The organism is Paraburkholderia sp. IMGN_8, from assembly GCF_038050405.1.
In the GTDB taxonomy this organism is placed as follows: Bacteria; Pseudomonadota; Gammaproteobacteria; order Burkholderiales; family Burkholderiaceae; genus Paraburkholderia.
In genome coordinates this window covers 1,614,351-1,627,661 of record NZ_CP150900.1, presented here as the reverse complement: position 1 = coordinate 1,627,661, position 13,311 = coordinate 1,614,351, and the positions used below count along the sequence as shown (strand labels likewise).

At 59.1% G+C, this 13,311-nt stretch carries 11 protein-coding genes and 2 pseudogenes; 4 read left to right on the top strand and 9 right to left on the bottom strand.

Going from position 1 to position 13,311, the window contains the following annotated elements:
• Positions 1 to 11: 11 nt before the first annotated feature.
• Positions 12 to 926: a transcriptional regulator CynR gene (gene cynR, locus WN982_RS07690; protein ID WP_341315136.1), complete on the top strand. Its 915-nt coding sequence runs from the start codon at positions 12 to 14 to the stop codon at positions 924 to 926.
• A 629-nt stretch (positions 927 to 1,555) separates the two neighbouring features.
• On the opposite strand, the gene WN982_RS07685 is transcribed toward cynR, so the two are convergent.
• The 6 genes and pseudogenes from WN982_RS07685 to WN982_RS07660 form a co-directional block, all read right to left on the bottom strand.
• Positions 1,556 to 2,563 carry an alpha/beta hydrolase gene (locus tag WN982_RS07685; RefSeq protein ID WP_341315135.1) on the bottom strand — a complete coding sequence of 336 codons (1,008 nt, stop codon included), beginning with the start codon at positions 2,561 to 2,563 and terminating at the stop codon, positions 1,556 to 1,558.
• 165 nt (positions 2,564 to 2,728) lie between these two features.
• Positions 2,729 to 2,929: pseudogene (locus tag WN982_RS07680) on the bottom strand (acyclic terpene utilization AtuA family protein); the annotation flags it as partial.
• Positions 2,930 to 3,041: 112 nt separating this feature from the next.
• Positions 3,042 to 4,124, bottom strand: coding sequence for a porin (locus WN982_RS07675; RefSeq protein WP_341315741.1), 1,083 nt, complete (start codon positions 4,122 to 4,124; stop codon positions 3,042 to 3,044).
• Positions 4,125 to 4,362: 238 nt separating this feature from the next.
• Entirely contained in the window at positions 4,363 to 5,580 is a 1,218-nt protein-coding gene (locus WN982_RS07670) for an MFS transporter (protein WP_341315134.1), read from the bottom strand.
• 126 nt (positions 5,581 to 5,706) lie between these two features.
• Positions 5,707 to 7,101 (bottom strand): M20/M25/M40 family metallo-hydrolase, encoded by a 1,395-nt coding sequence (locus tag WN982_RS07665; RefSeq protein WP_341315133.1) that lies wholly within the window; start codon positions 7,099 to 7,101, stop codon positions 5,707 to 5,709.
• Positions 7,102 to 7,164: 63 nt separating this feature from the next.
• Positions 7,165 to 8,760 (bottom strand): carboxylesterase family protein, encoded by a 1,596-nt coding sequence (locus tag WN982_RS07660; protein ID WP_341315132.1) that lies wholly within the window; start codon positions 8,758 to 8,760, stop codon positions 7,165 to 7,167.
• A gap of 142 nt (positions 8,761 to 8,902) precedes the next feature.
• On the opposite strand from WN982_RS07660, the gene WN982_RS07655 reads away from it, so the two are divergent.
• Positions 8,903 to 9,820 carry a LysR family transcriptional regulator gene (locus WN982_RS07655; protein WP_341315131.1) on the top strand — a complete coding sequence of 306 codons (918 nt, stop codon included), beginning with the start codon at positions 8,903 to 8,905 and terminating at the stop codon, positions 9,818 to 9,820.
• 61 nt (positions 9,821 to 9,881) lie between these two features.
• Positions 9,882 to 10,165, top strand: a pseudogene (locus tag WN982_RS07650) (transposase); the annotation flags it as partial.
• A 69-nt stretch (positions 10,166 to 10,234) separates the two neighbouring features.
• On the opposite strand, the gene WN982_RS07645 reads toward WN982_RS07650, so the two are convergent.
• The gene (locus WN982_RS07645) at positions 10,235 to 10,435 is read right to left on the bottom strand and encodes a hypothetical protein (protein ID WP_341315740.1); all 201 of its coding nucleotides are present in this window, start codon (positions 10,433 to 10,435) and stop codon (positions 10,235 to 10,237) included.
• A 242-nt stretch (positions 10,436 to 10,677) separates the two neighbouring features.
• Here WN982_RS07645 and WN982_RS07640 point away from each other — a divergent pair, with 242 nt between their 5' ends.
• The gene (locus tag WN982_RS07640) at positions 10,678 to 10,833 is read left to right on the top strand and encodes a transposase domain-containing protein (protein WP_341315130.1); all 156 of its coding nucleotides are present in this window, start codon (positions 10,678 to 10,680) and stop codon (positions 10,831 to 10,833) included.
• Positions 10,834 to 10,934: 101 nt separating this feature from the next.
• Here the strand turns inward: WN982_RS07640 and WN982_RS07635 are convergent, their stop codons facing one another.
• Together WN982_RS07635 and moaA are read right to left on the bottom strand one after the other, a co-directional pair.
• Positions 10,935 to 11,621, bottom strand: a complete 687-nt coding sequence (locus tag WN982_RS07635; protein ID WP_341315129.1) for a YoaK family protein — start codon at positions 11,619 to 11,621, stop codon at positions 10,935 to 10,937.
• Positions 11,622 to 12,151: 530 nt separating this feature from the next.
• Positions 12,152 to 13,216: a GTP 3',8-cyclase MoaA gene (gene moaA / locus WN982_RS07630; RefSeq protein WP_341315739.1), complete on the bottom strand. Its 1,065-nt coding sequence runs from the start codon at positions 13,214 to 13,216 to the stop codon at positions 12,152 to 12,154.
• Positions 13,217 to 13,311 lie beyond the last annotated feature (95 nt).

The window sequence follows — 13,311 nt, the reverse complement described above, 5'->3', positions numbered from 1 at the left end:
GAGGAGGTCCTATGCTGCTCCGGCACATCCGTTACTTTCTGGCAGTCGCGGAACATCGCAATTTCACGCGCGCGGCCGAGGCACTGCACGTGTCGCAGCCGACGTTGTCGCAACAGATCAGGCAGCTTGAGGACACGCTGCGCGTGCAGTTGCTCGACCGGTCCGGCCGGACGATCCAGCTGACCGACGCCGGCACGGCTTATGTGCGCTACGCGCAGCGCGCGCTGCAAGACCTGGAGGCGGGCATGCGGGCGATCCACGATGTGCAGGAATTGAGCCGCGGCTCGCTTCGCCTCGCGATGACCCCGACGTTCACCGCTTACCTGATCGGTCCGTTGCTGGAGAAGTACAACCGCAGCTATCCGAACATCACGCTGAACATCCTCGAAATGCCGCAGGACCGAATGGAGACGTTGTTGAACGAAGATGCGCTTGATGTCGGCATTGCGTTCGACGATACGCACTCCCCCGACGTCGAGACCCAGGTCCTTTTCGTCGAAGCCCTGGCGATGGTGGTCGGCAAGTCCCATCCGCATGCGAAGAAGCGCACTGCGTTGACGCTTTGCGAGTTCGAAAGTGAAGCGCTCGTGCTGCTCAACGAAGAGTTTGCTACCCGCCACTACATCGATCGATATTGCAAACAGAATGGCGTCGCGCCGCGCATTGCGATGGAGGTCAATTCGATCAGCGCGGCTATCGAGGTCGTGCAGCGTAGCGCGCTCGCAACGCTGCTACCGGCCGCGATTGCACGCGCGCACAGCGAACTGTGTCTGGTGGACATGGAACCGGCGCCGCCGCAGCGAACCGCTGCGTTGCTACTGCGCAAAGACGCATATCGAACCGCGGCAGCGCGAGCATTCATCGCGCTTGCGCTTGAGGAAAGCGCGGCTGAGCCGGGTGGCCGACGGGCGAGGCAGGCTTCGTAAAAGGCAAACCGTACGAACTGCCTCGAATGCTGACGGTTGAAGCCGCGCCGCTGTAATGCGTGCTGCTGCCGAATGAACCCGGAGAGGCTGCTATCGTGTTCGTCGCGCAGACGGTTCTGATCGTTACGTGCGGCAGGTCTATTCCTTTTAAGCTGACCGCCCGAACGTCAGATGGAGGTTGGCGGGCCTTCGTGCACGATTCACGTCAGTGGCGTCGTCGGCGATACGTACCCCTCGTGCCATTCGTGCTTTCTTGGCTCCCTCGAGCCGTTGGGCACATTCAGGCGCGACGGGTTGAGTGTTGCGTGCACGCTCACACACCGATACGAGCCTGTCCCCGACGACGTTTCGACTACTCCAGAGGGCGCGGCGATCTTCAGGCCGATCATGGCGTCCCGAACCTTGTCAGCGGCCGCACTGCATGCTTTCTCGACCGGATTCCGCCACACATGGACTCCAACGTACGTGGACACCATTAGATTGATCTTGTTTGTTTGCTTGCTCGCCTGCATGAAATTCTTCGCTGAGGCTAAGAATCGGCTCACCGGCGTACATCGGAATGCGCAGGAACAACTTGATCCCCATTTTGCCGGTCAAACGGGAAAGACGAAGGCAACGCTGCAAACGCACTACGACACGAAGTTGACAATCGCGCTGGCAAGCGCAGCCGGTTGCGAGAGAAATGCACAATGACTGCTGTTGATCTCCTGAACGATGGTCTTTCCGCCGATTCCCGATGCATCCATCGCAGCAATCATGTCGTCGGCAGCTGCGGGCACCACTGCTTCGTCTGCCGTGCATTTTATGTAGCCGCGTTTGAGGCTACCGTAGCCGGCTGCCGTCAGTGGAATCGCCGTTGCATAGAGGTCGGTGGGATCGTCTGGCACCAGCAGATTCAGCCACGCCAGAAAATCGTCTTCCGACACATCCGCGCAATAGGTTGCTTGTATTGCCGCTCGCACTGCAGGATCGGGCGTGTTGGAATCGATCCGCGCTGCCTGAACGTTTGGCCCCACCGCAATAGCACCAGCCAGACCTTGCACCACTCGTGAAGTGGCGAGGCTTGGACGAGCGATCGTATTGAGAAGCGACTGGTTGGGCAGTGGCAAGAGGGCCGACAGGTAAAGCACGCCTGCCAATTTCGCAGCACGACTCTCGGCGACCGCGTTGACCGTTGCACCACCAAGGCTATGCCCGAGCACGTATATCGGCCCTTGTCCGGCGGCATGCAGGGCATCTATAAGCGATCCAACGCTGTTGCTGTAGTCGGCCAACGTGGTGGCAGCTAGGGGTGAGACTTCGTCGGCGTAGGCTGTGGGATCAAAAGGCCTTGCGTACCACGATGCAGGGAAGCGCACATTCAAGCCGGTCCGTGGCAGATCGATAGGTAGCGGACGTACTCCCCGTGCAGTCAGTAACGGAAGTACTCGAGCCCAGCAAAAGGAGCTGTGCCAGGATCCATGAACCAGAATAACAATGGGAAGCCCTTGGGATGTCGCGCTTGCATTAGCGACTGCGCTCCCGCCGCAAGCCGACAGGGTCAGTGCGCTCAATCCGCCTGCCGCCAGTCCTGCCATAAAACCGCGTCGTTGCTGAAGATTTGCTTTCACGATTTTTGTCTTGTGAAAATTGAACATGCGCTTTCGAGTGGCTGTCGCCCAGACTAGAAGCAGAAGAGTCGGTTATTTATTCCTCACTGGCTTTCTTCATGCCCTAATCATCGGAATTAGTCTGGGTTCGGAATTGTCATGCCAAGCAACGCAGCACTGATCGATTTGCCATGCGCGTCTAGCGCAGGCGAACGGGTCATAGCCGAGTTGCGGATCCCTTCGCTTCGCTTGCTGGGCAATTGCAATAGTCTGCTCGGCAAGACATTCGGAGATCAGATAGTCGAGTTTGCCGTGCATCGCCAGTTCGACGGCCGGTTCGATACGATCGCCCGAGAAGCCGGCGCCGGCACCCAGCCGGACGCGTCGCCCGCTTTGAGTTTCTGTCGTTGCCATCACAGTCTGGTGAAAGTCACCACAAAATTTCGTTTCCTGCACATACGTTACCCTGGTGAGGCATCATTGGGAGACACGACTGCAACTGCCTGAATGTCTCCCGGCTGGTTCGTTAGAACTTGTGCCGAATGCCGAGGCGCACAACCGCCATGTGATCATTGCTCGATGGCGTGAGCAGGTTGACGGCAGCGACCGCAGTCACATCGCGCGAATCGACACCCGACGCCTTCTGATACAGCCCAATAATGTAAAGATCGGTTCTCTTCGAGAGGAAATAATCGGCACCTAGCGATACCTGATGGTAAGTGGCGCTTGGCTTTTTCCCCGTCGCGCTCAAAACGCTGCCACCGTTGGTATAGTTGTAGGCCGCGCCCAAAAGAAGCGCAGGCGTCAAGTGGTAGCTTGCATTCGCTTCGACGTTATTGAAAACTGCATTGCCCGAGTACCCGTGGGGATTAGCGCCTGTCGACAAATCGCCTAGATCAGCATAGCGAATATTCGAATAAGTCACCCCAAGCGTGGTGTTACCAAACGTATACGAGCCAGCGGCGGCGGCCACGCTATAGCTATGCGCAGAGACGAAGCCGGTCGTCACCGGAGAACTCAATGCAACGGTGGCCGGTGTTACGGCTGCCGAGCTACTGTTGCTGAAGAATCCCGCATTCGGTGTGCGGGCCTTCAGGTAAGCGGCGCCAAGACGGATTGGACCTCGCGCATAGTTAACTCCAAGCGCCCAGACCTGATTGCCGGTAAGCGAGCCGGCTACTCCGCCCAAGGCATACGTCCCGCTGAAGGAAAATCCCCCGTAGTTAACGCTCGTGTACTTGATCGCGTTGTTGGTTCGGATAGTATTGTTGAAGTTATCCAGGTCGCCCGGATGAGCGGTGATGTAGCCGCCCCACTGATCTCCCGCTGCAAAATCGCCCAGCGAGGTCACGACCGAATCGTACTGGCGGCCTAACGTCAACATACCGTAGCTGTTCGACGAAAGACCCACGAAAGCCTGTCTGCCGAACATACGGCCACCTTGACCGAGTGCCCCTGTATTAATGTCGAAGCCATTTTCCAGCACGAAAACGGCGGCATTGCCTCCGCCGAGGTCCTCCCTGCCCTTCAGGCCCCACCGGCTGCCTTGGATCACCCCGCTCGAAAGGTTGTAGAGCGCCTTCCCTCCCGCGTTGGATTGGTAATTGATGCCCTCGTCGATGACCCCATAGAGAGTGACGGACCCCTAGCCTGAGCGATTGCCGGGAGTGCGACGACCAATGCCATGATCAGACTTTTTTTGTTCAACTCGATCTCCAGTTTCATGAAAAAATTTAATGATTTTCTCGTCCCGCTACCAACCAACATATGTACTACTTATTAATATTCATTTAAAATGATGGAGGTAGCCGATTCCCGCGACTTAACGCGTGCATCACGTTTGAGGCTCAGCCGTCCGCGCCATCCTCGATGTGCGGCCGGATGATCAGTAGCGAAAAAGTAGACAGCACGAGACCGGCGGTGATCGCTATTGCGGGGGCGAACCGGCTCCCGGTGAAATCGGCAAGCCATAGGGCGGCAGGTTGCGTCAGGCCTCCGAAGACGGCCACAGCAAGGCTGTAGACCGTGCCGGTCGCCGTGACGCGGATGGACTTCGGAAACAACTCAGGGATCAAGGTGACGGAAGGCGCGCCCTGAATCGTGTAAGGCACGATCAGAATAACCATCACAATGAAAAGCCGCGTCACACTGGGCGCGCTGCTGAGCCACGCATAAGCGGGGTAAAGACTGGCAATCAATAGGACTCTGCCGGCGAGGATCGGGATGGTACGTCCCACCGCATCGGCGATTTTCCCGGCCAGCGGCGACAACACAGCCAGGAGGACACCGCTTGCGAGAGCGCACGCGTACGACCCCGCTTCACCAAGCTTCAATTCATGCACAGCATAGGTTGGGATAAAGAAGATCACCATGTATGCCGTGATGGTCCCGCCCATCAACAGCAGGATCCCGCCAAGCAGATTCCTGCCGTGTCCACGCAATAACGCACGCAACGGCCGATGCCCCTCGCCTCGCGCAGCGGCACGCGGGGAGCGTTCGAGCTCGCCGAGACGACGACGAATCAGAATGCCGGCAGGCAGGATCGCGGCCCCGCAGAGAAACGGAATCCGCCATCCCCAGGCGTACAGTGCTTCGTGAGACAGGACATAGGAGAGCAGCGTCGCGGAGGCCGCGCCAAGGGCAATGCCGATGCCCTGGCTCGCGAGCTGCCAGCTCGTGTACCAGGCGCGCGAGCCGGACGGCGCGTACTCCAGCAAAACAACTGTCGACGGTCCAACCTCTCCGCCTGCGGAGAAGCCCTGAATCAGTCGTGCCAGGATCATGATCAATGGAGCAGCAATGCCGACCTCAGCGTAGGTCGGTGCGAGGCCAGCCATGCAGGCGCCCAGTGCCATCAGTGACAGGGTGAGCGTCATCGCGGCGCGACGTCCGGCGCGATCGGCATAAATGCCGATCAGGACGCCGCCAAGCGGTCGGATCAAAAAGCCGACGCCGAAGGTTGTTGCCGACAACAACAACTGGCCTTGTGCATTCAGAGGAGAGAAAAAGTTTTTCCCTATGACGATCGCAAAGAAGCCGAACACTGTGAAGTCGAAGAACTCCAACGCATTGCCGATGGTCGTCGCAACCAGCAGACTCGTTCGCGACATGGCGCGTGGCTGGCAGGCCGATAGGTGTGTTAGTTCATTTCGCATTTCTGTCTCTTAGGTCGGAGTGACAAATCAGTCGTGTCAGTCCTTGTTAAACGCCTCTTGCGAGAAGCGGCCCAATTCATCGAGGAGTAAGGCCCATCCGCGAACTCCTTCGTCAATCGAGCGCACGCGAAAGAATTCGTTCGGCGCGTGGACATCCTCGTCAGGCAGGTTGTAGCCGAACATCAGCGTATCGACGCCCAGCATCTCCTTGAAGACGGCCGTTATCGGCACACTTGCCCCCAGACGCACGTGGATAGGCTTTTGGCCGAACTCGCTTTGCAGCACGACTTCCGCTGCACGCACGAGCGGATGAGCTTCGTCCAGGGTGGAGGCGGGGGCACCGTTGAACTGGCTGACTATCTCGAGCTCGACGCCATCTGGACATGTTCCAAGCAAATGCCGAACGACTGCCTGTAAAACCTCTTCCGAGGTCTGCCCCTCCACGATCCGCACCGTAAGCTTCGCACTTGCGGTATTCGGAATGATCGTCTTGCCGCCGAGCCCAGTGTAACCACCCCACATTCCGTTCACGTCGAGCGCGGGTCGAAGCGTGATCTGCTCGCGCACACTGTAGCCAGGCTCGCCATGATTGCGCCCGCCGATCTCGTCGAAGAAGGCGTCGGCGTCAAACGGAAACGCTGCCGTGTCTGCCTTCTGACGCGAGGTCGGTTCGCAAGCGCCCGCATAGAACCCGGGAACAGCCACCGTGCCATCCGGCCGGTGCAACGAGGCGACGAGTGCCGCCATTTCATGCAAGGCATTTCGCACACAGCCGCCATAGCGTCCAGAATGCAGATCCTTGCTCGCCGTGTGCACGCGAAATTCCAGTTGGCCGCTCCCGCGCGCTCCCGTGTTGATGGTGGGGACAGTCGCACTGGCGCGGCCGCCATCTGCCGATAGCACAGCATCGACACGCAGCAGTTCGCTGTGCCGCTCGATGATGGTTCTCAACGAAGGACTTCCGGTCTCCTCCTCGCCTTCGAGAAAAACCTTCACATTCACCGGACAACCTTCGGCAACCTTGAGGAACGCGGCAATGACTTCCAATGCGATAGTGGTCGAACCCTTAACGTCCGATGCGCCTCGCGCATAGATGCGGCCATCCTCGTGCGTGGGTTCGAATGGTGGTGTACGCCACAGCTCGAGAGGCTCCGCTGGCTGCACGTCGTAGTGGCCATATATCAGTACGGTTGCTTTACCTGGCGCGCCGAGCCATTCGCCGAATACCGCAGGCTCACCCCCGCCGTCCAACTCGCGGACATTCGCCAGGCCGATCTCGCACAAGCGTTGCCGAAGATACAGTCTGGCTTCTTGCATGTGAGGCGTGAAGGCCGGCTCAGTACTGACGCTGGGAATGCGTAGCAGGGTGTCGAGCCGGGACATGATCCCCGCGCGCTCAGTTATCAAATAGTCGATTACGTTCTGAATCATTGATCCATCCAATTTAGGGCACCGCGCGGACGTCAGACCCGTTCCTGCGGCAATGAGCCGGCTTCAATAGATCGGCGGAAACACACCCTTTCCCCACAGCGTGTTGCACTTGTGAGTCGCTTCGAAGGCGGTATTCGAAGCGGTGATCGTCGGGATCGTCAGCTCGACCATCGACCGGTCAGTTGGGCCCGCATAGCGCGGCCAGTTGGGCAAAGTGGGATCGGTGCCGTTGCCGTTCGGATTGCCGTACCACGCAAAGTTTGCGAGGTATTGCTTCATCTTCTGGCCGAGGGCCTGCATCGCGGGATTCGTGCTGGCTGTCGCGACATCCGTGGCGCCAAACCAGTACGTCGCATCGAGACCATGCGACGAGCCCATGTAGAAAGCAGTCGGATTGTTCGGGAACGACAGACTGGGGTCGGTGAATTCCCAGCCGTACACGGGAACCCAGGGCGACAGGTCGTCGCGGCGCGAACTGTTGCCGCATCCGTACATCGCATCCCCCATCGCGCGGGCGAAGCCCTGTGCAGGGACCGCATAGTTCGCCAGTGGATACGCAGCATCGATCTGTGTCATGTCGTAGCCGGGCGGAGCAAGTGAGGCCAGAGCAGGAAGATAGTATTGCGCTGGCAAGCTCGGCGGAACGAACAGGGTTCCCTCGTCGTAGACACCGCCGATCATCACCGGCACCCGGTTGAAGGTGCCCGCGGCAAACGCAAGCGACGGCACCTGCGTGACGACATGGCCATCCACGGTGGGGCGCCATTTGCCCGCGGCTTGCGCGGTGACGATATCGGTTGCGGTCTTCGAGCGCAGGCATGCCACGACGTCGGATGCGCCCGAGCATCCCACGGTTGCAATGAACGTGTCGGCCTGCGCGGTGGCAGCGGTCGGCGCCAGATTGGAGTATGGACCGCCACCGCCGCTCTCCATCACGGCTTTATTGAACAGTCCCTTCGACAACGGCGATTCGAGCAGCGTGAAGGTCGAGGTGGCGCCCGCCGAGAGTCCCCACACCGTCACGTTGTTCGGATCGCCGCCGAATGCCGCGATGTTGTCATGCACCCACTGAAGCGCGGCCTGTTGATCGAGGACGGCGAAATTGCCGAGATTGGGATCCTGAGTATTGGCCTGCAGCGCGGCGTTGGCGAGATAGCCTAGGGCACCCAGCCGGTAGTTGAACGACACGTACACCACGTTGCCTTTGCTCGCGATGGTGCTGCCGTCGACCTGCGCGCCGGAGCCGATCGTAAATGCGCCGCCATGGATATAGACGAGCACCGGCAGCTTGCTCGATGCCTTCGTCGACGCAGGCTCCTGCACGTTCAGATACAGGCAGTCTTCTGAAATCTGGTTGGCCGAAATGTCATTGTTCGCAGTCGACTGCGGACACGCATTGCCATACGCGGTAGCGGCGAGAAGGCTGCTGCGTTGGGCAGCCGGCTGCGGTGGACGCCAGCGCAAGGCGCCCACTGGTGGCTGCGCATACGGAATGCCCAGATAGGACATCACGTCCGCCTTCTGTACGCCAGTCACGAAGCCCTGATTCGTTTGTACCGCGGACGCCGGCGCACTCAATTTCGAACCGCCGCCACCGCACGCGAACAACGGGATCGATAGCAGCGTGGCGATGACCCATCTATAGCGACTGATTTTCACGTGTCCTCCTGTCATTGGAATTGAATTGACTTCACACCATGACCAAGAGGGTAAAAATCCGAAATTCACGTGTCCAATGCATTGTTTTTTTGATTATCATTACATTGTCTGATACATGACGACCGTAAAGGAGGATTCGGGGATGAACTTGCACCATCTCGTGCATTTTCTGGCGGTGGCGGACACGGGTTCGTTCAGCCGGGCGTCGGAGCTTTTGCATCTCACCCAGCCCGCGCTGAGTCGCAGCATCCAGATGCTGGAGCAGGATCTGGGGACACCGCTGATCGACCGGATCGGCAAGCGCAACGAACTCACGCCTTTCGGCGCAGCGGTCGCCGAGAAAGCGCGACGGATCGTTGCGGAAACCGTCGACATCAAGCGCATGGTCCAACTGTTGAGCCGCGGCGACGGTGGCGTGATCAACCTGGGCCTGGGGTACGCACCGAACGCAATGTTTGCGGGGCCGCTGCTTTCTTACATGCTGACCCATTACCCTCAGGTCTGTGTGCATCTGTCGACCACGAGCCCCGACTTGCAGCTCGCTGCGTTGCGGGAACGGGCGCTCGATGCGCTACTGGTCCATTCGCGCGCGGTGCGTCCGCAGGACGATCTTCAGATCGAGCTGATTGGCACGGCACAATCCGGGTTCATGTGCAGACGCGGGCACCCGCTGGTCCGGCAGCAGAAAGTACGGTTCGACGAGATCGTCCAATATCCCGTCGTCTCAACCATGCTGAGCGACGAGGCAACGCGCACGCTGGTTCAGCAATTCGGTCCGGCCGCCCACGCGTCCCAGCTGCTGCGCGCATCGTCGGATTCTGTCGCGGCATTGATCGATGCTGTCAGCGCGACCGACGCGGTGTTTCTCGGCGCATTGGGCACCGCCCGAAACTGGCTCGAAAAAGGCGAGTTGGTGTTGTTGGACCTCGACAGGCCACTCGACATTGACGCTCCCTATGCGTTCATCACGCTGGCGGCGCGAACTCAGGCGCCAGTGCTCGATACGGTTCGCCAGTTTTGCACGCAACTCGTCGCCCAGAAGGTGAAGGTCACAAGGTGATCTGGTTGGCCGGTGCGCGCCACTATGGACTAGGGCGGGCAGCCGTATCAATCAAGCGTGTCGACAAACGCAAGCTGTGGCGCTGCTCGACGACTTGAAATGCTGGTTCGAAGCTACGCTTGTCACGCTCTCCGCGAAATCCTATACGACCTGGGCGATCTGGTACGCGCTCAATCGCTGGCTGTCGCTGGGCTACTACTACGATGACGGCCTTGCGAAAATTGACAACCTGATCGCAGAACGGGCGCTGCGCGGAGTGGTCATTCGCATAACTACCTGTTCACCGGTGCCGACTCCCGCGGCGGACGCGCGGCCGGAATGTATAGCCAGATCGGGTCTGCGCGTCGTCGTTACCGCCCTCCGCGAACGCTGAACCCATACGCTAGAGCCGCTCACATATCCACTGTCAACAATCTAAGCTACGGCACTGGTCGGGTGCTTACGTTCTACCGGAGATGATGCAACTACCTCCGCATGCGTGTCGGTTACAAGGGCAACCGGAATGGGCCCAGCGGACGCCCCTTGCTGCTCGGCCAGATATGGCCATCGCCAGGTGACCAGCATGTTCGCGTTGATGCCATTTTCCCGAGCCAGCTTCGCGACTGATACGCCCAGGTCGCAAGCTGCTGCGACCAGTCGTTCACGGAGCTCCCGGAGGTAATTCGGGCGCCCCGTTCAGGTACCCGGCTTCTTCTCTTCAGACTGTGACAAAGGGGTGCCCATCAAACCAGAAATGAAAGGCATCACTTTGGTGTCTCGCACAGGTACCGTCTATAACAGTCGGCGCGAGCTCCCTACATTCGTCGCCGCACGCAAAAACTTCCTGTTTGCCAACGCTATTGCTAGTGCACCCGCTTGTGAGCGTCATTACTCGCTGGTCGAGTCAACAAAAAGCCAGCGGCATCGATCCGTCCCGATACCTCACCTGGCTGTTCCGACGTATCCCACTCGCACAGACCGTCGACGGCTACGCCGCGCTGCGTCCCTGGAGCATGCTATTCGAACTGCGCTAGGTCACCCGGCTTGAGCCACAACTCTGACCCGCATCCTTAATTGGCCGCATACGATGCTTTATGCGGTATAAAACCCGGCCATCAGGCCGAGATGCGCGTTTTCATACGTACGTCGCCCGGTTTGTGAAAACTCGCCGGCAGATGTCGAGCAATGCGACTAACAGGAAGGCCGCAGGGGCGCATAACGCGGTGTCATGCAGGTGTTGTGTGGCTAAACCACCGACCATAGCGCCAAGCGCAAAACTGAGGCTGATCGCGCCAAGCATGGCTGCATCGCGCAACCTTGCGGAGTCCCATCTCGGTATTGTCGATTCAAAGAAGAGTTGTGCGCAGCGCCGCAGATTGCCGGTGGTCATTACCGACGTGTAGGTCACCGTTCCAGACCGCACGAAGAACATCGTTTGTAGCGTCGCGACGAACGAGATGCCGGGTATTAACCAGAACTCGGGCAGCCCTTTCAGCGCTGCCGCCGCTAGAAATACGATTTCGAATATGAGTGCAGCGATGGCCGGCTGACGTACCCAGCGCGGCGACATCAATTGCAACAGATGCGCCGCCAGAATTCCGCATGCAAAGCCAACGAGCGGCGGAACATGCCTCGACGCCTGGTGCCAGTCACCGGTGGCCAGATTGACCGCCAGCAGCACGATGTTGCCGGTCATCGAGTTGGCGAAGACCTTGCCGTGTCCCAGAAAGGTAAACGCGTCGAGAAAGCCGCCCGACAGCGTCAACAATAGTGCTACATTCGAATGCGCCTTTGCAGCTTCAATGTCCATCGCCGTCTCCACTTGCCTGTGCTAGGCAACCAGCGATCGCTGGCATCCACCGCAGTGGGGAGGCATCGTGTCCCCGATGGAACCACTCGCCCTAGCGGTTTGTTCCTTGCTATTGATACCCGCGAGCCGTCTGCCTCTCAATCGGCCACGCCGGCCGCGCCTCTAGTCGGGAGAAGCGGCTTAGTGGCGCATTGCGGCAGCGACCATAAGATGGAACGGTAACGCGAGTAGAGCCGCTCCAGTGACTCCGAGCAACCACAATGCGACGAACCATAACAGGCTGTTGCGAAACGTTTTACTGGGCTCAAGGCTTTTTGGTGACACGGTATCCCTCCTATAAGTCAGTGACACTCACTTCTCCACTGCATGTCGGTTGGCGGCTGCAAGACACGCACCTCACAGCCTGATGGGTTTGTGACCTGCTGATGTGTTGAATTGCTTGCATTGTCGTCGGTGTGCGAAAGCCGTGCGCGATCAAGGGGCAGCGACGTTGTCATGGCGACTCTCTAGTCCATGTCTGCATCGAAAGGGCTGGCTTGGGGTCAGCCGCCGACAAGCGACATGCGAACTGTGGGGTAGACTTTTCCCGATCCCGACCTGTGTTGCGTTGAGCGAAGCTCGGAGTAGTGGTCGTCGCGATCGATCCACCGGCTGCGAATGGCCGTTGCCAGCTGCTCAACTGAGGCTGTGTCGGTGAGCCAGGGCCCCAAGTCCGTACCATGCGTGGCAAAAAGGCATGAATAAAATTTGCCGTCGGCCGAGACGCGGGCGCGCGAACACGAACCACAAAAGGGTTGCGATACGCTAGCAATGAATCCGACTTCGCCTGAGCCGTCGGCATGGCGATAGTTAACAGCGGTACCCCTTTGTTCGTGAACGACAATGGGGATCAAAGGGTACTCCGACTCGACGATGTGCCGCGTCTCGCGAGCCGTGACCACCTTCTTGTTCGACCATTCACCAGCGCCGCCGACGTCCATGTATTCGATAAAACGGACGGCTACGCCGGTGTTCCTGAACAACCGAACGAGCGGCAAGATCTGGTCCTCATTGACGCCTCGCTCGATCACCGCGTTGACCTTGATCGGTCCAAGTCCCACCGCACGCGCCGCCTCGATCCCGTCCAGTATCTGGGACACGTGCATGTCGACGTCACTTATCCGACGGAACACAGCGGCGTCCAAAGCATCGAGGCTCACTGTCACGCGGCCGAGGCCGGCGTCGCGCAGTGACCGCGCCTTCGCGGCGAGCAGAGAGCCGTTGGTCGTGAGCGCAAGTTCCATCGGTTTGCCGCCCTCAGTCGTCAGTTTCGCGAGCTGTTCGATAAGGGATTCGAGCCCCCGCCGCAAGAGCGGCTCGCCACCGGTGATGCGTATTTTCTCAACTCCGAGCGAAGCGAATGCTTCCGCGAGCTTGACGATCTGCGTAAACGATAGGCGCTCCGAAGACGGCAGGAACGCATAGTCTGCGCCGAAGGTGCCCCGCGGCATGCAATACGTACACCGGAAGTTGCATCGATCGATAACGGACAAACGTAAATCCCGCAGTGGACGATTGAGCTTGTCAAGCGTGGACGCGGTGCCGCCGGCGGATAAGCGATGGCGCAATGCCGTATCGGCCGGTATTTGTGGATGGTTGATGTTCACAATCTATCCGGAGGTGTGCGGAATGCGATAGAGGACGGAGCAATGGCGGTCATCGT

Excerpts from the sequence above, each read along its gene's own strand:
- cynR (WP_341315136.1), top strand. The coding sequence starts at position 12 with ATGCTGCTCCGGCACATCCGTTACTTTCTGGCAGTCGCGGAACATCGC.
- WN982_RS07665 (WP_341315133.1), bottom strand. The coding sequence starts at position 7,101 with ATGATTCAGAACGTAATCGACTATTTGATAACTGAGCGCGCGGGGATC.
- WN982_RS07685 (WP_341315135.1), bottom strand. The coding sequence starts at position 2,563 with ATGTTCAATTTTCACAAGACAAAAATCGTGAAAGCAAATCTTCAGCAA.
- WN982_RS07655 (WP_341315131.1), top strand. The coding sequence starts at position 8,903 with ATGAACTTGCACCATCTCGTGCATTTTCTGGCGGTGGCGGACACGGGT.